Annotated in this window: 22 protein-coding genes; 6 read left to right on the top strand and 16 right to left on the bottom strand. The window is 68.6% G+C overall.

The window, feature by feature from the left end; genetic code table 11:
* Positions 1-79: 79 nt before the first annotated feature.
* The 3 genes from cgi121 to EXE42_RS09835 all read right to left on the bottom strand — a co-directional run bounded on the left by cgi121 (position 80) and on the right by EXE42_RS09835 (position 4,297).
* A complete protein-coding gene (cgi121, locus tag EXE42_RS09845; protein WP_137694255.1) occupies positions 80-697 on the bottom strand; it encodes a KEOPS complex subunit Cgi121 in 618 nt (205 codons plus the stop codon).
* Positions 694-3,162, bottom strand: a complete 2,469-nt coding sequence (locus EXE42_RS09840; RefSeq protein ID WP_092919280.1) for an ATP-dependent DNA helicase — start codon at positions 3,160-3,162, stop codon at positions 694-696. The genes cgi121 and EXE42_RS09840 overlap by 4 nt, the downstream gene beginning before the upstream one ends.
* A gap of 457 nt (positions 3,163-3,619) precedes the next feature.
* Positions 3,620-4,297, bottom strand: coding sequence for a class I SAM-dependent methyltransferase (locus tag EXE42_RS09835; protein WP_092919278.1), 678 nt, complete (start codon positions 4,295-4,297; stop codon positions 3,620-3,622).
* 66 nt (positions 4,298-4,363) lie between these two features.
* Here EXE42_RS09835 and EXE42_RS09830 point away from each other — a divergent pair, with 66 nt between their 5' ends.
* On the top strand, positions 4,364-4,807 hold the full coding sequence (locus EXE42_RS09830) for a DUF2391 domain-containing protein (RefSeq protein WP_092919276.1): 444 nt from the start codon (positions 4,364-4,366) through the stop codon (positions 4,805-4,807).
* 31 nt (positions 4,808-4,838) lie between these two features.
* On the opposite strand, the gene EXE42_RS09825 is transcribed toward EXE42_RS09830, so the two are convergent.
* Entirely contained in the window at positions 4,839-5,354 is a 516-nt protein-coding gene (locus tag EXE42_RS09825; RefSeq protein WP_394327271.1) for a magnesium transporter, read from the bottom strand.
* Between the two features lie 56 nt (positions 5,355-5,410).
* Entirely contained in the window at positions 5,411-5,983 is a 573-nt protein-coding gene (locus tag EXE42_RS09820; protein ID WP_092919271.1) for a magnesium transporter, read from the bottom strand.
* A 231-nt stretch (positions 5,984-6,214) separates the two neighbouring features.
* Here EXE42_RS09820 and EXE42_RS09815 point away from each other — a divergent pair, with 231 nt between their 5' ends.
* On the top strand, positions 6,215-6,793 hold the full coding sequence (locus EXE42_RS09815) for a hypothetical protein (RefSeq protein ID WP_092919268.1): 579 nt from the start codon (positions 6,215-6,217) through the stop codon (positions 6,791-6,793).
* Positions 6,794-6,822: 29 nt separating this feature from the next.
* On the opposite strand, the gene EXE42_RS09810 is transcribed toward EXE42_RS09815, so the two are convergent.
* Positions 6,823-7,704 (bottom strand): hypothetical protein, encoded by an 882-nt coding sequence (locus tag EXE42_RS09810; protein WP_137706430.1) that lies wholly within the window; start codon positions 7,702-7,704, stop codon positions 6,823-6,825.
* Positions 7,705-7,882: 178 nt separating this feature from the next.
* On the opposite strand from EXE42_RS09810, the gene EXE42_RS09805 reads away from it, so the two are divergent.
* The gene (locus EXE42_RS09805) at positions 7,883-8,320 is read left to right on the top strand and encodes a hypothetical protein (RefSeq protein WP_137706429.1); all 438 of its coding nucleotides are present in this window, start codon (positions 7,883-7,885) and stop codon (positions 8,318-8,320) included.
* Positions 8,321-8,523: 203 nt separating this feature from the next.
* Entirely contained in the window at positions 8,524-8,676 is a 153-nt protein-coding gene (locus EXE42_RS18570; RefSeq protein ID WP_158293703.1) for a hypothetical protein, read from the top strand.
* A gap of 159 nt (positions 8,677-8,835) precedes the next feature.
* On the opposite strand, the gene EXE42_RS09800 is transcribed toward EXE42_RS18570, so the two are convergent.
* From EXE42_RS09800 to EXE42_RS09775, 6 genes are all read right to left on the bottom strand, one after another.
* Complete coding sequence (locus tag EXE42_RS09800; protein WP_092919264.1) at positions 8,836-10,017, bottom strand: aspartate kinase; 1,182 nt, start codon at positions 10,015-10,017, stop codon at positions 8,836-8,838.
* 349 nt (positions 10,018-10,366) lie between these two features.
* Positions 10,367-11,077, bottom strand: coding sequence for a Zn-ribbon containing protein (locus tag EXE42_RS09795; RefSeq protein WP_137694881.1), 711 nt, complete (start codon positions 11,075-11,077; stop codon positions 10,367-10,369).
* Positions 11,078-11,500 carry a DUF2073 domain-containing protein gene (locus tag EXE42_RS09790; RefSeq protein ID WP_137706428.1) on the bottom strand — a complete coding sequence of 141 codons (423 nt, stop codon included), beginning with the start codon at positions 11,498-11,500 and terminating at the stop codon, positions 11,078-11,080.
* The gene (locus EXE42_RS09785; protein ID WP_092919257.1) at positions 11,500-12,141 is read right to left on the bottom strand and encodes an Era-like GTP-binding protein; all 642 of its coding nucleotides are present in this window, start codon (positions 12,139-12,141) and stop codon (positions 11,500-11,502) included. Before EXE42_RS09785 ends, EXE42_RS09790 begins: the two co-directional genes overlap by 1 nt.
* Before the next feature lie 186 nt (positions 12,142-12,327).
* Positions 12,328-12,771, bottom strand: a complete 444-nt coding sequence (locus EXE42_RS09780; protein WP_137706427.1) for a DoxX family protein — start codon at positions 12,769-12,771, stop codon at positions 12,328-12,330.
* Positions 12,772-13,833: a sialidase family protein gene (locus tag EXE42_RS09775; RefSeq protein WP_137706426.1), complete on the bottom strand. Its 1,062-nt coding sequence runs from the start codon at positions 13,831-13,833 to the stop codon at positions 12,772-12,774. It abuts the gene before it with no gap.
* Between the two features lie 79 nt (positions 13,834-13,912).
* Here EXE42_RS09775 and EXE42_RS09770 point away from each other — a divergent pair, with 79 nt between their 5' ends.
* A complete protein-coding gene (locus EXE42_RS09770) occupies positions 13,913-14,920 on the top strand; it encodes a TatD family hydrolase (protein WP_137706425.1) in 1,008 nt (335 codons plus the stop codon).
* 160 nt (positions 14,921-15,080) lie between these two features.
* On the opposite strand, the gene EXE42_RS09765 is transcribed toward EXE42_RS09770, so the two are convergent.
* The 4 genes from EXE42_RS09765 to EXE42_RS09750 form a co-directional block, all read right to left on the bottom strand.
* Positions 15,081-15,569 carry a hypothetical protein gene (locus EXE42_RS09765; protein ID WP_137706424.1) on the bottom strand — a complete coding sequence of 163 codons (489 nt, stop codon included), beginning with the start codon at positions 15,567-15,569 and terminating at the stop codon, positions 15,081-15,083.
* The gene (locus EXE42_RS09760) at positions 15,562-16,149 is read right to left on the bottom strand and encodes a nucleotidyltransferase domain-containing protein (RefSeq protein WP_137706423.1); all 588 of its coding nucleotides are present in this window, start codon (positions 16,147-16,149) and stop codon (positions 15,562-15,564) included. Before EXE42_RS09760 ends, EXE42_RS09765 begins: the two co-directional genes overlap by 8 nt.
* 803 nt (positions 16,150-16,952) lie before the next feature.
* A complete protein-coding gene (locus tag EXE42_RS09755) occupies positions 16,953-17,837 on the bottom strand; it encodes a fumarylacetoacetate hydrolase family protein (protein WP_137706422.1) in 885 nt (294 codons plus the stop codon).
* A gap of 61 nt (positions 17,838-17,898) precedes the next feature.
* The gene (locus EXE42_RS09750; RefSeq protein ID WP_092919242.1) at positions 17,899-19,254 is read right to left on the bottom strand and encodes an amidohydrolase family protein; all 1,356 of its coding nucleotides are present in this window, start codon (positions 19,252-19,254) and stop codon (positions 17,899-17,901) included.
* Positions 19,255-19,352: 98 nt separating this feature from the next.
* Here EXE42_RS09750 and EXE42_RS09745 point away from each other — a divergent pair, with 98 nt between their 5' ends.
* Positions 19,353-20,084, top strand: coding sequence for a TetR/AcrR family transcriptional regulator (locus EXE42_RS09745; protein WP_137694652.1), 732 nt, complete (start codon positions 19,353-19,355; stop codon positions 20,082-20,084).
* The last annotated feature ends 2 nt before the right edge of the window (positions 20,085-20,086 follow it).

Genomic DNA, 20,086 nt, shown 5'->3' with positions numbered 1-20,086 from the left:
ACTGGAACCCAGAGGGATCCACGTCCAGCGGTTTCCAGTGGAAACGAAGGGGTACGATCCGGCGGTTCTCGACCTGCCGTCACTTCTCGACGTCGAGCAGCGCGACGCGCTCGCGAACCACGTCGACGAGGTCGCCGTTCGTCGCGGCGAGTTCGCGATCGGTAACGCCGTAGAACTCCCGGACGCGATTCTCGTCGAAGGCGACGGGGAGCCCGTCGCCGTCCGGACTCGCGATCGAATCGACCGCGAGCGCTCGGATCGACTCGACGGCCCGGTCCAGATCAGCGGTCGGACGGTCGACGCCGGGGACGCCGCCGAAGTCCGCGAGGAGGACGACCGCGGGCCGCCTTCCCTCGGAGACGCCGAGTTCGAGGGCGCGGTCGATCTGTCGCCGCCCGGCCGCGTACAGCAGGACCTCGACGCCGGGGTCGCGCGCGACCGCCTCGCCGCGGGCGATCGCTCGCGCGGCGAGCCGGACCGCTTCCCGGAGGTGAGCGGTCGAGACGACGAGGTCGGCGTCGAACGCCTGAACGACCGCGCCGGTCTCCCGGCCGACGTCGTCGAGGTCGCTGAGGAACGCGTCGAGGTCGTCGATCGCGAAGGTTCCGGCGACGAGCCTGACGGCGGGATCTGGCGCCGGCGGTCGGGGCGAGGTCGCTGACGGCCCGCGGGACGAGCCCCCCGACGGCTCCGTCATCCGAAATCACCCAGGCTGGCCTGTCCGTCGCCGTCGCCGTCGGCGTCCGCCCCCGCGGTCGCCGCCGCGGAGGCCGACCGGTCCGGGTCGACGCCGTCGAGCGAGGGGTCCTCCCGGCCGGCGTTCTCCAGGATCCGCTCGGCGGTGCGCTCGCGGCCGCGGAGCGCGCCGAGCACCACCGCCTTGTCCGCCTCGCGGAGGTCGGCGCGGCTCTCGATGCCGGCCTCGTAGAGGCGGCGGGCGCGCTTGCGGCCGACGTTGCGGACGCCCGCGAGGTCGAGCAGCTCCTCGCGGACGCCGTACTCCAGCCGCTTGCGGGCCTCGCGCACCCGAACGACCGTGTCGCCGTCGACCCCCTCGACGTCGCGCGCGAGCGTCTCGGCGGCGCGGAGGAGCCACTCGGCGGTGTCGACCTTCCCGCGGATGTCGCCCGGTCCGACGCCGTAGCGCTCCGCGATCCGGTCCTCGTCGACCTCGTTCGCCCAGTCCTCCAGCAGGCGGGCCGTCTTCAGCGCGGCGAGCCAGTCCTCGAACCGCACGTCCTCGTACTCGGAGGGGACGTCCCCGAGGAACTCCGTCTCGCGCTCGTAGCAGACCTCGGTGTACTCCTCGCGGTCGCCGGACTTGAGGTACAGCTCGTAGGTGTCGGGCGTCCGGCTGACGAGGTGATAGAGGCCGAGGGGGGTGACGGCGGGGGCGGCGGCGGCGTCCGGCTCCCCCGCCTCGGCGGCGGGGTCGCCTCCCTCCTCGTCCGCTCGCGTGTACGTCGTGAACCCGGAGTCGTCCGCGTCGGCCTCGGCGCCCGCGTCGGGGGCGGGACCGGCGCCGTCGGCGGGGACGAAGTCGCCGGCGGCGCCCTCGTCGTCCGCGCCGTCCGCCACGGTCCGGAGCCCGTCGAGTATCTCGGCCGCGCTCATCGGGTCGAGGTAGAGCCGGGAGACGGTGTGGCCGATCCCCGTCGCCGCGAGGCCCTCGCTCCCGCCGTCGCGGTCGCGCTCGACGAACCCGTTGACGTCGAGGTAGTCGAGGACGGTGTCGGTGACCGCTGCCAGGCGCCCCTCGTCGTCGGTCTGGGTCGCGTAGAGGGTGTTATCGAGGAACGAGAGCAACCCCTCGCGGGTGGCGGCGAAGCCGGACGCGACCGTCGCGAGGACGTGGGTCCGGAGAGCGGGCTCGGCCGCCAGCTTCGAGCGGACCGGCTCGGCCTCGGCCCAGACGTACCGGTCGAACAGCTCCTCGCGGGTGTCGGCGTCGCTCGCGAGCAGCACCGCCTCGCCGTACGGATCGAGTCCGGGACGGCCCGCGCGGCCGCACATCTGGTGGACTTCGAGGACGTCGAGGGGTTGCATCCCGCCGAACTCGCCGTCGTAGCGGCGCCAGTCGCGGACGATCACCCGGCGGGCGGGGGTGTTGACGCCGGCGGCGAGCGTCGGGGTCGCGGAGACGCACTTGATCAGGCGGTCGCGGAACGCGTCCTCGACCAGGCTCCGGTGCTCGCTCGCGAGCCCGGCGTGGTGGAACGCCGAGCCCTCCTCGACCGCGTCCGCGAGGTCCTCGGAGGTGTCGGTGTCGGAGACGCCGCGGATCTCCTCGGCCAGCTCGCGGAGGCGGTCGCGCTCGTCGCCGGTGAGCCGCGGGCCGGTCACGTCCGTGAGCTTGCGGGCCGACGACTCCGCGTTGCGCCGGGAGTTGACGAAGACGAGCGAGGAGCCGCCCTGCCCGTCCTCCTCGGTGTCGAGGGCGTCCGCGACGAGTTCCGCGGTCTGGTCTGCGCCGCGCTCGACGGGCACCTCGCGCCGGCTGCCGTCGTCGAACTCGATCGCGTTGCCGAAGTGGACCCCCGTCCGCAGCTCGATGGGGCGCCAGTCGGACTCGACGAGCTCGGCGTCGAGCCAGTCGGCGATGACGTCGGCGTTGCCGACGGTCGCGGAGAGCGCGACCGTCTGGAGCCCCGGGTTCACCCTCCGGAGCTTCGCGAGCGTCACTTCGAGGGTGGGGCCGCGGTGGGAGTCGTCGACGAGGTGGACCTCGTCGCTGACGACGCAGGTGAGGTCGTCGATCCACGGCGCGCCGTTGCGGATCAGCGAGTCCACCTTCTCCGAGGTGGCGACGATGATATCGCGGCTCGCGAGCCACTCGCCGTCGGAGTCGTAGTTGCCCGTGGAGACGCCGACCGTGACGCCGAACTCCTCCCAGCGCTCGAACTCGGCCTTCTTCTCGCTGGCGAGCGCGCGCAGCGGGACGATGTACAGCGCCTTCCCGCCGCGCTCGATCGACGACAGCATCGCCAGTTCCGCGATCAGCGTCTTCCCCGACGCGGTCGGCACGGCCGCGACGAGGCTCTCGCCGTCGACGACGCCCGCCTCGACGGCCGCCTCCTGAGGCGGGTACAGCTCCGCGACGCCCTCCGCTTCGAGCGCCTCGCCGACGCCCGCGGGGAGCCCGGAGAGCGAACTCGGTTCCATTACACATCCGTGGGGTCCCCACGCGATTTAAACCGTCGGAAGACCGCGATGAGGGGGAGACAACGAGCGCGCCCGCGACCGCCGAGGCGACACATGGTTATAAATCGTACTGCGGTGGCGCGTGCCTGCGAGCGGCCGCAGGCCGCGAGCAGCACGCGCGAGGGAGTCAGTCGCCCGAAGCGAAGCGAGGGCGACTGACGAGGCTGGGGAGGCGTGAGGTGCTGTGCGGAGCGGTGGGGGTGGGACTCAAAGGGGCAGCCGTGAGGAGGGCGCAGGCGACGTAAGCACTGGAAGGAGCGAACGAAGTGAGCGACTGAAGCGCGCAACGAGCGTGCGCCCTCCTCACGGCTGGGGCTTTGAAGATTCCCTCCGCCGATCCCCTCTCGACGATTTACAACCAAGCAGCTCAGTTTTTATAAGAGATCACCGCGCAGCCAACGGGTATTTTTAATCCAGATCAGGGAGCGACGCCGACCGTCAACAGCGTCCCCCACGTCCGATACCGATCGATCATCGCCTCGCGCGTCTCGTAGCCGTCGGTCGGGAACTCCGAGGCGTCGGGAATCTCGGTCTCGCGGTCCGGGATCGCGTCCTGCTCGGCGACGTACAGGCCGGCCTCGCGGAACGCCGCCCGATACGCCTCGCGCGACCACAGCGTCATGTCGACGGAGATGTTCTCCTGCCACGCGTGGGTCGTCTCGCTCTCCGCGAAGTAGTTGACGGCGCAGTAGAAGGTGCCGCCCGGGCGCAGCACCCGACGAACCTCTTCGAGCGTGTGGACGGGATCGCTCGCGTAGTAGAACGCCTCCATCGAGAAGACGTGGTCGAGGGCGTCGTCGGCGAAGGGGAGTTCGTCGAAGTCGCCGACCAGGAACCCGACCGCGCCGTCGTCGGTGTACCCGCGGGCGTTGTTCGCCATCTCGGGCGCGCCGTCGAGGCCGTAGCCGCGGCCGATGCCGCGCTCGCGGAGCGCGCGGAGCACGTAGCCCGAGCCGGTGCCCAGATCGAGGACGGCGTCGCCGTCCTCGACCGGCATCCGCGCCAAGACGTGTTTCGCGGTGTGCCAGTGGCGGTCCTCCATCCCGCGGTCCTTCCCGCTCGCCGCCCACTCGTCGAACTCCTCGCGAACGCTCATACCGGCCGGACGGGGAGAGCGGTGAAAAACGGCGGTGTTTTACCGGCTCCGCCCCCCACGGGGGACATGAAACGCCCGCGAGCGCTCCGCCGCCCGAACTTCCGGGTGGCCGACATGGCCCAGCAGTCGGTCGGCGGCTTCCTGCTCGCGGGGCCGTTCGTCGTCACCGCGGAGGTGTGGGAACTCGCCGCGGGGATGAACTGGGTCCAGGCCGCCGTGACCGCCGGGCTCGTGGCGCTGATCGGGTACGCCGCGCTGTACCGGGCCGACACCGGCCGCGACGTCGACGAGGAGCCGGACCTCGTCGGGGTCCCGACCCGCTTCGTCTCGCTGATGACGGTGGCGTTCGGCTCCGTGCTCCTGCTGGCGCTGATCTTCGACGCGCCCCACACGTTCCTCGTCGAGGGCGGGATCGGCGACGGCGCGGTAGTGGCGACGACCGCGAAGGCCGTCGCGGTCGGCGCCGTGTTCAGCGTCGTCGGCGCCGCGACCGCCGACAGCGTGTTCTGAGGTCGGCGCGCCCACGCTCCCGGAAATCGATTCACAACACCACCGAGACGACCGCGAAGAGGATCAACACGCCGGCGACGTCACAGAGGTTCGTCACCACGGGGATCGTCGTGTCGTCGGGGTTGAGCCCGACGCGGTAGGACACCTCGACGGCGGCGACGCTGGCGACGACGACGAGCGCGGCGAGCGCCATGCCGGAGACCAGCGAGATCAGCAGCACCCGGCCGAGCGCGAGCGACCCGCCGAGCGCGAGCCCGATGCCCCACGCGGCGATCCCCACCGCGCCGAAGACGGTCGCCGCGAGTCCGAACACCGCGCCCGCGTTCGCCCGGAGGGCGGGGTTCGACGGGCTGAGCTCGTAGGTCCCGAGGTAGAGCTGGGTCGTGAGCCGCGAGCAGGTTATCGACGCGAGGTTGCCGGCCGTCCCGATCTGGACGGGGACGAGGACCAGGAGCGCCGGATACCGCAGCAGAATCTCCTCGTAACTCTCCAACACCGTCCCGGAGACGAGCTGGAGCACCGACAGCGCGGCCAGAAGCGGGATCATCGTCCGGACGATCCGCCGGACCGACCACTCGTCGATCCCGGTCGGCGCGGGATCGGTCACGACACCGCCCCCACGACGGCCACTCCGACCAGGAGGAAGAACACCCCGAACACGTCGCCGAGCGTCGTGACGACCGGGCCGATGACGTTGTCGGGGTCGAGCCCGCGCCGGTAGCCGACGAAGATGACCGAGATCAACACCGTGATCATGAGCACCGCCGAGAGGAAGCCGGCGACGACCATCACGCCGACCAACTGGAAGAGGCTCCCGCCGTCACCGAACAGGACGAGCGTGAGGTAGGTGACGACCGCGATGAACACGGAGACGCTCATCCCGTTGATAAAGGAGGCGACGACCGCGTTCGTGAGCCGGCGGTCCGGCCGGAACCGGGGTTCGATGATCCCTTGGTGGAGCCCGGTCGAGAGCCGGGCGCCGAGCGAGCCGTACACCCCGCCGCGGGTGGCGAGGAACGCCGGCAGCAACAGGAGCAGTCCGGGGACCTGTTCGATGTTCGCGCGCATGGTCTCCGAGCCGAGTATCGTCCCCGCGAACAGCCCCGCGATCAGGCTGACCGCGATCACCGGGAGCGCCTGCCGGTAGATGTCGCGCGCGGTGTCGTGCCCGGGCATCGAACGCACCGACGGCGGGCGGGGCAAAAAAACCGACCGCCGCGTCCGCGGGCGGCGTCGATTCACCGAGTCCGGGCGCGTACGTGTCGCGATCTCCAGATGAAACGGTGGGGGAGTAGCGACGGGGCGGAGTGCGCCCGCGACCCGACGCGGGGCGAGGGAGCCGTTCGCGTCCGCCGGTCTGGACCCCGTCGACCGTACCGTTAAGTCAGTCGGGCGAGTTCCGATCCCATGGACTACTCCCTCGCCGTCGAGAACGGGCCGGAGACGATACCGGGCGGGACCGGACTCCTGCTCGTCCACCCGAGCATCGGCGAGACGGACCGGATCGACACCGACTTCCTCAAGACCGACACCGACGCGTTCCTCGTCGTCTCGACGCGAACCACCGCCCGAGAGGTCGAACAGAAGCTGGAGTACTACGACGTCGACGAGACGAAGGCGACCATCCTCGACACGCTCTCCGTCGAGCGCGGGTACTCGCGGCGCTCCAGCGACGACGTGTACTACGTCTCCGCGCCCGACGACCTCGACGGCGTCGTCGACCGCGTCGAGCGGTTCCTCACCGAAAACGAGGGGAAGCGCCGCGTCTCGGTCGACTCGCTCACCGAGATGGCCTACTACGCCGACGACGACGCGGTGTACGAGGCCGCCGCCGAGATCCTCTCCCTCCTCGACGAGCACGACGCGGTCGGCATCTTCCACCTCTCGGAGGAGGTCCACGAGGTCGCGACGCTCGACCGGTTCCGCGAGCTGTTCGACGGCGTCATCGGGCTCGACGGGGAGGGGAACGTCACCTTCGACGGCTGAGAAGCGCGATTTCGACCGCGGTCGCCGTTTCACTCCTCGTCGTCGACGAGCGCTGCGAACGTCTTCTCCGCCCACGCGACGGCGTAGTCCGCCCCGCGATCCCGGTAGGCGGTCGTGTCGAGCGCGCCGTACGGCGCCGGGAGGTCGAGGTCGTGTTTCACCGCCGAGCAGGCGTACTCCGTCGCGGCCGCGAAGTCGGTCTCCCCGCGGGCGACCTCGCCGGAGAGGTCGCCGAGCCGGCCGGAGAGCCGCTCGCCCGCGTCGATCCACGCGTCAAACAGCCGGGGGTACTCGCCCTCCCACGACGCGAACGCGTCGCGGACGCGGAGGCCGACCCACGCGTCGAACAGCGCGTTCGCGACCTGGAAGGCGTCGGTCGGGCCGAAGCCCGTGGTCGAGGCTCCCGTCTCCGGGTCCGGGCGGCGGATCGCCGCGTCGAGGTCGCGGTAGCGATCGCCGAAGAACGGGAGGAACGACTCCGGGAGGCCGGGCGCGTCACTCCCGCCCGAGTTCTCGCCGCCCACGGTGCCGGGCCCCGGCTCGCGGCCGATCTGAACCAGCCGTTCCGCGACGAGGAAGGCGAGGAAGTCGTCGGGCGTCCCCTCCGCGCGCCGCTTGACGAGCACGGCGGGCGGGTCGGTCTGCGTCGTCCGGACGACCGTCCCGTCGCCCGGGAGCCCGACGGTGAACGCGGGTCCGGCGTGCTTCCGGAGCAGGTCCGGCACCGCCTCGGGGAGCCACTCGGCGGGGTACGAGGCGGGGTCGAGCCCGTCGACGAAGAGACCTAGGTCCTCCGCGGCGGCCGGCGGGAGCGTCTCGAAGTCGGAGTCCACGTCGAGGACGGGCGACTCCGGTGCGTACCGGTCGCGGACCGCCGCGAGGTCGTCGTCGAGCGGCCGGGGCGAGAACATCAGGCGAAGACGTACGAGAGGATGATGAGGACCGAGAGGACGGCCGAGACGCCGACCGTGCCGACGACGATCTGGGTCGATTTGTTCATGCGAGTTCCTGCGTCCGCCGGTCGTTAAAATCATCCGGTCCGCGGCGAGCGTGCGGCGATTTTATATCGGCGGGCGAGAGTCCAACGGTATGCGAGTCCGTGACGCGGTCGAGGCCGACGCCGCGGCCCTAGCGTCGATGACGGGTCGCCCGGAAGGCGTCGTCCGGAACATGATCCACGACCGATCGGTGCGCGTCGCGACGACGGGCGGAGTCGCGCCCGAAGGCGATTCGGACGACGACGGCGAAGACACTCCCGTCGACGCGGTCAGCGGGTTCGTCTCGTTCGACGTGCGCGACGGGGCCGTTCACGTGACGAACGTCGAGGGCGACCCGGACGCGGTCCGCCGCCTGTTCGAGGAGCCGGTGCGGTTCGCGACCCGGGAGGGAATGACCGTCGAGGCCGTCCTGCCGACCGACGGGACCGCGGCCGACGCGTCCGAGTCGATCGGGTTCGAGGCGGTCGGCTCGGGGCCGCGGATCGACGGCGCGTCGACGACGCGGTACCGGTTCGAGCCGGAAGGCTGAGGCCCGGAGCGGCCTGAAAATCCGGTTCATGGGTTCGTCGAAATGCGCCGTTAGGGCTGTGTTTCGCGGATATATCGGATATGGCGCGTGCGCCTCTCACAGCGTCGGCGCCGGAGTCGAATCCGGACGGACCGCTCGACTGGCGAGCCGGTTGATGCCAAATGGCATGAGTTATCTCCGCCGGGCGCGTCTGAGCGACCCTGATGGAAGCGAATCGTACGATGGTCTGTAAGCGGTGCGGCGGCCCGACCGGTCCGGACGACGACGTGACGAACCAGTCCTCGTCGGACCCCCTCGTCGTCTCCGAGTGCGCCCGGTGTCATTCGATCGTGGACATCGGCGGCCACCGGTGGTGAGTCCCGGAGCGAACTCCGTCCGTTGGGCTGAGGACAGCGAGGCGGTAACCCCGACTCGGCGGCGACGACGGCCGTCCTGAGCGGCCTTTTGTCACGGGAGCTGGAAGGTTTCGACGACGGCGAATCCGGGGGTCCGAGCGTCGGACGAGGCCGTTCGGATCAGTCGAACCGCTGTTGAACGATTTCGAGCGCCTCCTCGCGGTCGTTCCAGTCGACGAACACCGCGACGGAGGTCGCGCTCGTGATCAGGTCGATGATGTTGATGCCGGCCTCGGCGATGGGCGCGATGATGTCCTGGATGACGCCCGACTGGTTGGGGAGTTCGCCGCCCGTGACGCGGATCACGGCGATGGGATCGGCGACGGTGACGGAGGAGAGCGCCTCGTCGGTGACGACCGCCTCGTGGAGCAGCGCCTCGGCGGTCTCGGCGACGTCGACGTCGACGTAGAAGGTGACCGAGTCCATCCCCGAGGCGACCGCGTCGATGTTGATCTCCTCGGCGCGGAGCGCGTTCGACAGCTCGGAGAGGATCCCGGGGCGGTTCCGGATCGCTCGGCCCGCGATGGTGAGACACGCCAGCGGCTCCTCGCGCATGTCGATCAGGCTCTCGAACTGGCCTTCGATCCGGGTGCCGCCGCGGAGGAGGTCGCCGTGCTGGTAGTGGACGACCCGAACCGCGAGCCCCTCGTGCTTGTACGAGAGCGCGGAGGGCGCGACCACCTCGGCACCGCGGAAGGAGAGGTTCCGCAGCTCGTCGACGGTTATCTGGCCGACGTTACGCGCGCCCTCGACCACCCGCGGGTCGCCGGTCATCACGCCCTCCACGTCAGTGACGATCACGACCTCGTCGGCGTCCATGTAGTTGCCGAGCATGACCGCGGTCGTGTCCGACCCGCCGCGCCCGAGCGTGGTGACGTTTCCGTCGTGGTCCTCGGCGAGGAACCCGGTGATGATCGGGACGACGCCGTCCATCTCGGCGGCGATCTTCCGCGCGCGCTTCTTCGTCTCCTCGACGTCGACCTCGCCCAGTTCGTCCGTGACCACGGGCCAGTCGGGATGCCCGGGCTCGAGGAAGACGGCGTCGACGTCGCGAACCGAGAGCGCGGCCTTCAGCATTCGGACGCTGGTCCGCTCGCCCATCGAGACGATCTCGGCGCGGTCGGCGTCGTCCGTCTCGAAGGTGATGTCGTCGAGGAGGTCGTCGGTGGTCGACCCCATCGCGCTCGCGACGACCGCGATCTCGTGGCCGGCCGCGACCGCGCTCGCCACCGAGTCGGCCGCGCGCTCGATCCGGTCGCCGCTGCCGAGGCTCGTGCCGCCGAACTTCGCGACTACGCGCATATGGCTACCTCGTCAGGAGCCCGTGAGAGTCGGTCTCCGGCGGGTCGGTCCCCCTCAGATCGGTCTCCATCAGAGCGGTCACCATCAGGTCGACGCGGGGCGGTCGGGACAGCGCGGTCCGGATCGAGGCCGGAACGCCGGCCGGATCGGGGGAAGCGATCGGTAAACATGCGACCCCGTAGCGGAGGAAGCCGGATAACAGTATCTTCTTCGACAAGGGTCGCCCGAAGCGCCGGATCGCCCGAAACGGCCGCCGAGCGGCCACGAAAACCGGACTATCGATCACCGACAACAGGGCCGGGTGGCGAGGAGCGCGGGACGCCGTGGTCGGTCGGGACGAGGGGACGGACTACTCGTCCTCGATGCCCCACGCGTCGGGCATCTCGATTACGTACCGGCCGTCCTCCTGGAGGGAGATGATGTACTCCTGTCTGTCGTACAGCTCCATCAGGTTGAGCTCGTACTGCCCCGGGCTGACGATCCGAATGCTCTCGAACTGCTCGTTGAGCTCGTCTCGGAGGGCGTCGATGCCGGGTTGGGGTTCCCCCTCCGCCGGCGGCTCCGCGGTGTCGGCCGGGTCGACCTCGCGGCTCGCGCGGTCGAGTTCGTCCGACGAGACCACCTCGGAACGCGCGCTCGCCTGCGCGGTGTCCTCGTCGCTCCGGTCAGCGATCTGCTCCGTGCCGTCGCTCGGAGACGGCGGGTCGACGCTCTCGGACGCCTCGCTCGCGGACGACGGGTCGACCCGCCCCGACGCGTCGGCCGCTGCCGCCTCGGACGGCGTCGCGTCCGCGGGGTCGCTCGAGTTCGGGTCTGCGGCGCCGTCGTCCGGCGTCGGCCGATCGTCCGAGGTCGAGGGCGACCGGTCGGGTTCGTTGCCGGCGACCGGACCTCCCTCGTCGCCGCCGGAGCCGGCGTCGTTTCCGGCGGACGCGGTCTCGTCCGTCGCGCCGGCGGGCTTGAACTGGAACTTGTTCCCGCCGCAGTCGGGACACCCCGACAGCATCTCCTTGGAGCCGTCGGGGAACGTCCGCCCGCAGGAGGTACACTGGTGGGGCATCTACTTGCGGGAGACGAGCGTGCTGATGAGGTTCTCGTCTTTGTGTAGCGTCTCGATGCGGTTCGCCGGGCCGATCACCGTGAGCTTCTGCGTCGACTCGCGGCCCATCAGCTTGTCGAGGAAGCTCTGGTCGCCCGCCTCGGCCTTCGGGTACGTCTCGATCTCGATGCCGGTGAAGTCGTCCGGACTGATCTCGGTCATCGTCACCTCGATGAGGCGCGACTCCTCGTCCGGGGAGAGCCCCTCCTCGAGGATGACGATATTGCCGTCGCGGACGCCGTCGAGGATGAGCCGGATCTTCTCCATGGTCGTGAGCCCCTGCATCCGAGCGCCGCTTATCATGTCGATCCGGACGCCGTCGCCGGAGTCGTCGGGATCGTCGGGGTCGTCCGCGGCGTCGACGTTGGCTTTCGGGCCGGGCATCAGCCGAAGTACTCCGCGATTTTGGTGTACACTTCGTCCATGTTGTCGCCCTCCAGCGCGGACAGCGGGATCGTCTCGTGTTGCGGGAAGGCGTTCGCGATCTGCTGGACGTCCGACCCCTCCAGGTCCGTCTTGTTCGCGAGGATCAGCGCCGGGAGGTCCTGCGACTCGATGATCCCGATCAGCATCGTGTTCACCTGGGTGAAGGGATCCGTCGTCGAGTCGAGCACGTAGATGACGCCGTCGACGTCCTCGCGGAGCCAATGCATCGCCTCCGCGACGCCCTCGGTCGCCTCGCGCGACCGGCGGACGGCGTCGTCCTTCTCCATGTCGTGGTCCAAGAACTCCTTGTAGTCGACCTTCGTCGTCACCCCGGGGGTGTCGACGATGTCGATGGTGACCTTGCGCCCGTTGCGTTCGATCTCCACGCCCTCCTTCCGGCGGGCCCGGCGAGTCTCGTGGGGGATGTGGCTCTCGGGGCCGACGGCGTCACCCGTCCAGTCGCGTGCGATCCGGTTTGCGAGGGTCGTTTTACCGGCGTTCGGCGGTCCGTAGATCCCGATCCGCTTGGGCTCGTCGGCCGCGAACAGGCCGTCCGTGACCCGCGATATGCTGTCTCTGAGGTTCGTGAGCAGTCCCATCCTGACCTCCAATCCGTGTGGTTTTCCCGAACACCGCGGTCGTTTCGCGGCGCCGTTCGATCCGAGCGCTCGACGCCCGTTCGGGGAATTACGGTAGGCTCCTCGCCGCTCTCACTTAACAACTGCGTCAGACATCTCCGATCCGGAGCGTCGGCGCCGGAGGAACCGGAAATTCGGGGACCGGGACTACTCCCCGTCGCCCTCTCGGACTCCCTCGTCGCTCTCGCTCGCGGCGTCGAGGAAGACGATAGCCCCGCCGAGAAGCGCGAGGTTCTTCAGGAAGTTGATCTTGTTGCCGTGGCGCTCTTTCCCCTCCATCGTCCAGAAGTCGTGGATGGCGGGCGTCGTCCCGAGGAAGAAGACGACGAGCGCGCCCGCGGCCGCCCGCGGGAGGCGCCAGAGGACGATCCCGAGGTCGGCGACCAGCAGCATCCCGGTGACGAACGGGACGAGGACGTCCGGCATCGGGACGCCCTTCTCCTCGGCGACCGAGACCCGCTTGTCGTTGTTCTTGAAGCCGTCGACGGCCATGTACGCGAGGACGCCGCCGTACAGCGAGCGGCCGAGCAGCGACGGCGCGTCGCGGTCGGCGTCGTCGGGTCCGGCCGGCGATTCCGCTTCGTCCGCCATTCAGACCACCTCGATCCGGCTGACGTTCGCGTCGACGCGACCGACCGTCTCGTAGGTCGGCCCCTCGTCGCCCTCGCCGTCGAGACGCCGCATGATCCGGCCCGCCACGTCGTCGCGCTCGTCGGGCACGTCGAAGAGGCCGGAGCCGCAGACCACGTCGCCGTCGTGGACCGCCCACGTCTCGATTATCTCGTGGGGCTCGCCGGGGAAGTCGACGCGCTCGAAGTCGCGGCCGAAGTTCGTCGACTCGAACAGCGCGACCTCGTGGTCGTCGTTCACCCACGCCGGGGGCGCCTCCTCGCCGCCGCAGAAGATCACCCGACCGTCGTGGACGAACACCCGGCGGATGTACGAGAAGTCGCTGCCGACGTCGAGCCGGTCCCACGACTCGCCCGCGTCGGTCGTCCGCCACAGCCCGCCCTCGCCGACCGCGTGGCCGAGGCCGAGGTTCTCTAAGTCGTGGTCGAGGTAGCCGGTCGCCGCCAGCCAGACGTCCTCCGAGATGGGGAGAACCTGGTGGACGTCGTCGACGATGGCGTCCCGGTGGTCGGACCACGTGCGGCCGCCGTCGCGGCTGACGTGGATCCCGCCCGCTTCGACCCCGGCGACCAGGTGCTCCGGGCGGCCGGGGACCGCCTCCAGCGCGCGGAGCCGGGCGTAGTGCGGGTCGATCGGCGACTCCCAGTGGCCGCGGGAGGGGAGCTCGCGGAACCCCTTCTGCTCGGTCCACGTCTCGCCGCCGTCGACCGAGCGGAAGACGTAGGGGTCGTTCGTGCCGGCGTACAGCGCGCCGTCCGCGGTCGCGAGGATCGACCACACCTCGCTCTGTCCGGCGTGCCAGAAGCGGTCGCCGAGGGGGACCTCCAGGTCGGTCCACGTCTCCCCGCCGTCGAGCGAGCGGTACGCGCCCGTCGAGGAGGCGACGAACACGCCCTCGGTGTGGTCCCACGACTTCACCGCGGTGACGACCCCGCAGTCGAGGACGGGGTCGAGCTCGTCGCGCTCGAAGGGGACGTCGTCCGTTCGGTACAGCCCCGAGTCTGTCCCGATCAACAGTGTCATATTCGGAAGTCAGTCGGACGCATAATAAAGTTTTACCAATCTGTAAAACGCTAAGTGGCCGGGGGACGACGGTGGAGGCATGACCGCGCCACACGCCACCGTTCGCCCGACGGACGCCGCGTTCCTCGACGGCTCGGACCCGGACCTCCCGACCGAACTGCTGAACATTCCGTGGATCGACCCGCACAACCACGCGCACACGCTCTCGTGGGAGGACCGCGAGCGGTACGCCCTCTCGGGCTGCCGGTCGATGGTGATGGTGTCGTCGGGATACCACTGGACCCCCTACAAGCCCGTGGAGGCGAGCGACATCCGCTTCCTCTGGGACGACGCGATCAACCGCCGGCGGGCGATCGAGCGCAACCACTTCTTCGAGGCGAAGCTGGGGCTCGGCGTCCACACCGGCGTCCGGATCGAGAACCCCGACGAGCTGCTCGCGGCGATGGACGACTACTGCGCGCTCGACGAGGTCGTCGCAGTCGGGGAGACCGGCGTCGTCCCGAGCCAGCACGTCGAGCGCTGGGACGTCGACGAGCAGCAGGCGGTCGTCGGGGCGCAGATGGAGCTGGCCGCCGACCACGACCTCCCCGTCCTGCTCCACACACCGAACACGACGCCCGACGCGAAGCGGGAGTACCGCGACGACCTCGGCGTGACCCCCGGGTACGAGAAGAACGCGGGCCTCGGCACCGACCCGGTCCTCGACGGCGAGAACCCGGCGCTGGAGGCCGTGAAGCGCGACGTGGGGGCGGCCGCCGACGCCGGCCTCGACGAGGAGCGCGTGGTCGCCTCGCACGCGGACGCGAACAACACCGAGTACCTGATGACCGAGACGGACTGCTACCTGAGCTACACCATCGGCCACTCGTGGCTCGTGGGCGTCGACGCCGCCGACGTGGCGAACGCGATCGACGAGTACGGGCCGGAGCGAATTATGATCGACACCGACACCGCGAACGTGCTGCGCACGGACCCGTACGCGGTGAAACGGGCGATATTCGAGCTGTACCGGTACGGTATCGACGTCGAGGACATCCGGACCGTCGTGTACGAGAACCCGCGAGACGTGTTCGGGCTGGCGGAGTAGGCTATTTAAATGAGTTCACGGTATGGTGGCATCGCCGGCGGCTCTGAGTCGTCTTTAAGAGGCGCGACACGCCTCCGTGTGTGCCCGGGAGCCGGCCGTGAGACGACCGTGCGAGCGGGTCGCGAACGAAGAGAGCGACGAGGACTGCGGTTCGAGGGAGCTACCCCCGACAGAGACACTCGTGTGACACCCGAGTCACGTCGACGAGGTGTCGGTGGATACCCCCGGCCAGCCCGGGCATTGCCTCGGCCTGTTCCTTCGTTGCTATTCCAAGCCTGTAGTAGGTCTCCGTTCGGTTCCGGTTCCACAGCTCGGCGAGGTCGTCCCCGAAGGCGTCGTCGTAGAGACCGATCTCGGCCCCGCGTTGGTAGAGCCGCCGGTGGCTGCTGATGACCTCCGAGGGCGACATCGCTCCGTCGTGGATCAGCCGGAACTGAATCGTGCGCTCGATGGCGACGAACGCCGACTCGATTACGACCGTGTAGTACCCTCGGTCGAGGAGGTTCGATCCGACCTCCAACAGCCGGCAGGCACGGCGAAGTTGGACCAGCTCCGCGTCGTCGACGTCCAGACCCTCTTCGATCGTTCCGGGACTGCCCTCGAAGCTCCGCTCGGCCTCCGCCAATCGATCCCGGATATCGTCATTCATCGCTGTACACCTCAGTTCGGAGCTCTGAGAGGCGGTCGGAATCGACCAACGTGATGCCGTCGTCGAACTGGGGACGAAGCTCGTCGCCGATTCGGCTGACGCTGTCCGTCGATTCGACGAGCGGCTGGTAGGTGTAGCGGTTCCCTTCGAACCGTCGGTCCTCGAGGTCGCTGACGATCGACTGGATGGTCCGACGAGCGGCCGTTCGGTCCCCGTCGACGACCACCAGTAGGTCGATGTCGCTGGTCCTATCCGCTTCCCCCCGAGCGACGCTGCCGAATAGGACGACACCGACTACCTCGTCCAGCTCCTCTTGAGCTCGTTGGAGGAAGGCCCGGACCGGGTGGTGAAACTCGCTCTGCGGGATCGAGAGAATCGGATCCGGTTTCGTGAGCCGCTCGCGGTTGATCCGGACCTGCCGGGTCCGACCGTCCTGTGCCGTTTCGACGACATCAAGCCCGGAAAGCAGCTTCACCGCCTTCGAGATCGTCCCCTGATTCGCTCCCGTGAGACTCGCGAGTTCGCTCATCGAGTACGCCGCGTATGGCTGATCGATGAGGACCGCAAGAACGTCCTCCATCGCTTGGTATCGAAACACCCGATCCTCCGGAAACGGATATCGCAGTTCGATCGAGATTGTTTCTTTCTTATTAGGCATACTATTCTTATTAAGAAACGGTCTGAAAACTCTGCCGATGAAATGAGTCGATTAGGACGGACTGCCACGGTTAGAGTCCGATTTTTCAGGCATATTATCCTCAAAAAGTGGTATATTGCGAGTCGTTCCGGTCTGTACGAACACAGCGACGAGCGAGAACGGGAGTGGGTATCGCAGATCGGTAGCAGCGATTCGATATTTAAAAAGACGCTATCGGCGGCGACAAACACTTAGAAATAGCCGGCGGTGGCGCGCCTGCGAGCGGCCGGAGCGAAGCGGAGGCCGCGAGCCAGCCCGCGAGGGACGCGGTGAGCGCTCGGAGAGCGCGAACCGCGAGGCTGGGGAGGCGTGAGGCTGCGGTACTGAGCGGTGCGGGCCGGGACTCAAAGGGACAGTCGCGAGGGCGAAGCACGCCGCAGCAAGCACCGCAAGGAGCGAGTGAAACGAGCGACTGAGGAGCGCAGCAAGGCGCGCGAGCCGTCGCGACTGGGGCTTTGGAGACCGCCATCTCAGCAGCGTTAGTCATTTATAAACAGCCGACAGCAATACCGCACTCTGGTTTATAAATGATCCCACTCACGACGTACTACACGTACTCCCGCACTGGATCAAAAATCAGCGTTTGGTGACCAACCGTTTCCGGCGAGAATGCGTCTAGAGTGTAGTATTTCAACGGAAGTCGCGACGCTGGTAATCTCTTATAAATATTCGACAACAGGGCGGTCCTACTCCGTCTCGAACTCGTTCGTCAGTTCGCCGACGCCCTCGACGCCGATAGTGACCGAATCGCCGTCGCCGAGCAGCACCGGGGGCTCGCGGTAGACGCCGACGCCGGGGGGCGTGCCGGTGAACACCAGGTCGCCGGGTTCGAGCGTGAACGCCCGGCTACAGAAGGCTATCAGCTCGTCGACGCCGAAGATCAGGTTCTCGGTCGACGACTCCTGAAGCCGTTCGCCGTTGACCTCGGCGAATATCTCGAGGTCGTGCGGGTCGTCGATCTCGTCGGTCGTGACGAGGTCGGGGCCGGTCGGGGCGAAGGTGTCGAGGCTCTTCCCGCGGACCCACTGGCCGTCGCCGTGCTGGAGGTCGCGCGCGGAGACGTCGTTGCCGACGGTGAAGCCGGCGACGTGGTCGAGGGCGTCCTCGGGGTCGACGCGGCGGGCGCGCTCGCCGATGACGGCGACGAGCTCGGCCTCGTAGTCCACCTTCTCGGTGTACTCGGGGTCCCATCGGACCGCGTCGTCTGGGCCGACGACCGAGGTGGGGAACTTCGAGAAGAGGACGGGCTCGTCCGGGATCTCGTTGTCGCCCTCCTCGGCGTGGTCGCGGTAGTTCAGTCCGACGCAGACGACCTTCCGCGGGTCGTCGACGGGGGCGGCGCGCTCGAGGTCGGTAGGGTCGCGGACGCCGACGCCCGTCTCCGCGGCGTGTTCGACCGCGAGGTCGGCCTTGCGGCGCCACTCCCAGTCGGCGAGGAGGTCGCTGGTTCGGTCGGGCACGTGGACGCCGGCGGCGGCGCCGGCCTCGGCGAGGTCGACGACGCCGTCGTCGGTCGCGACGCCGGGCCACGGTGTCTGTTCGTCCGTCGTTCGGTATTGTCCGATTCGCATGTGAGGTGAGTAGTGAGTCGAGAGGTTAGTTCGGTCGGTGAAGGGGGCGCGTCGGCCGGTGTTACAGGTCGATCCCGGCCTCGTCGAGGAGGCGCTCGCCGGAGGCGACGAACCGGTCGAACTCCTCGTCAACCTTCGGGTTCGTCAGCTCGCCGTCGCGCTTGACGACCTCGCCGTCGACGAGGACGGTGTCGATGTGCGAGGGATCGGTCTGGAACACGACGGTCTGGACCGGGTTGTGGCTGGGGGCGGTCATGAAGTCGTCGGCGTCGAACAGGACGAGGTCGGCGCGCTTGCCGGGCGTGATCGTCCCGATCTCGTCGTCGAGGCCGAGCGCCTTCGCGCCCTCGATGGTGGCCATTTCGAGGGTATCGCGCGCGGAGATGCTCACCTCGGTGACCTCCTCGTCGCCCTCTAACACCGCCTGGTTGTCGAACATGCGCTGGAGCTGCATCCCGATGCGCATCTGGCTCCCCATGTCGCCGCTGACGTTCGAGCAGACGTCGACGCCCCACGCCGGGCGGCCGCCGGCCTCGAGCACCTTTCCGGTGACGGGGATGCCGTGGCCCATCTGCATCTCGACCTCCGGCGTCGACGAGAAGGAGACCCCCTGCTCGACGGCGTGGTCGATGTCCTCCTGGGTGAAGTGGTTCCCGTGGGCGACGTTGACGTCGGGGCCGAGCATGTCCTCGATGGCGCCGAAGCCCTGGTAGTCGTCGCCGTACTCGGAGGACGGCCACAGCGCGGCGCCCATGTGGATCGTCGAGAGGACGCCGAGGTCGCGCGCCAGCTCCAGGTCCGCGCGAGCGGTCTCGGGGACGCAGAAGTCGGGGCCGCGGAGCCCGAGCGCGAGGGTGAGCAGGTCGTCGTCGCGGATCTTCTCCTCGTGGAGGCTACGGATGTTCTCCTCGGGGAGGCCCACGTCGCTCTCGTACCACCACTTCGCCGCGTCGTCGCCCGGCGGACCGTAGGTGTACACCGCGCGCAGTCCGGTGTCCTTCAGCGCGTCGACGGCGCGTTCGCCGTGTTCGAGCGTGTTGGGGTACGACCAGTCGAGCGCCGTCGTCGTCCCGGTGTAGAGCTTCTCGAAGGCGCCGTAGAGACCGCCGAGGTACATGTCCTCGGGCTGATAGAGCCCGGTGATGTTACCGAGCATATGGTCGAAGTACTCGCCCATGAGCGACCAGTCGCCGGCGATACCGCGTACCTGCGTCTGCGCGAGGTGGATGTGCGAGTCGACGAAGCCGGGGACGACGATCTTCCCGGAAGCGTCGATCTCCTCCGCGTTCGACGCCGCAAGTCCGGTGCCTACCTCGACGATTTCGCCGTCCTCGATCAGGACGTCGGCCTCCTCGAACTCCCCCACGTCCGGGTCGAGCGAGACCACGGTCCCGTTTCGAACGATCGTCTGTGTCATGTTCGATAATAGGGTTTGACCAAGAGGTTAAAACTTTACCGGACGGTAAACGCAGTGAGAGCCAATCGTATTATGTACCTCACCCGTAGAGTGTGGGTATGAGCGAATCACAGGGCGGATCGGCGGGCGAATCCGTCGAGTCCCCGACCGACGGCGGCGACGACGCCTCCCGGGAGCGGCCCTCCGAGGGGAGCCCTCCCGGAGAGGACCCCGCCGACGAGTCCGGCGGGGAGACGGTGTCCTCGAAGGACACGAAGGAGGTCATCATGGAGGCGACGTTCCGCGCGCTGAGCAAGCACGGGTACAAGGACCTCCGGATGCGCGACATCGGGGAGGAGATGGACCTCACGCGGCAGGTGATCCACTATCACTTCGACGGGAAGTACGACCTGATGTCCTCGTTCCTCGAACACATCATCGACCAGTACGAGGGGAGCGTGGTCGTCGACGGGGACGCGGACCCGCGGACCGAGCTCCGCGCCCGCGTCGACCAGTGCCTGTTCGGCCCCGAGTTCGAGGAGTTCAGCCACTGGGACCGGATGAAGGTGTACCACGAGCTGTACACGCAGGCGCAAAACGACGGCGACCACCGCGAGGTGTTTAACGAGCACTACGAGCGCATCCGCGGCAGCATCGTCGAGGTCGTCGAGGAGGGGATCGAGGAGGGCGTCTTCCGCGACGTCGACGCGGAGCGGATGGGCCAGCTGGTGACCGACGTCATCCACGCCGCGCGCGGGCGCCGGATCTCGCTCGGTCACGAGGACGCGCCCGAGGAGGCCCGGAAGGCGATGGACGAGTTCATCTTCGAGTCGCTGGAACGGACGGAGTAGCC

This window comes from Halorubrum sp. SP3, from assembly GCF_005435195.1.
Classification (GTDB): Archaea; Halobacteriota; Halobacteria; order Halobacteriales; family Haloferacaceae; genus Halorubrum; species Halorubrum sodomense.
The sequence above is the reverse complement of the archived record's forward strand: the minus strand, read 5'-3'. Positions and strand labels throughout refer to the sequence as shown.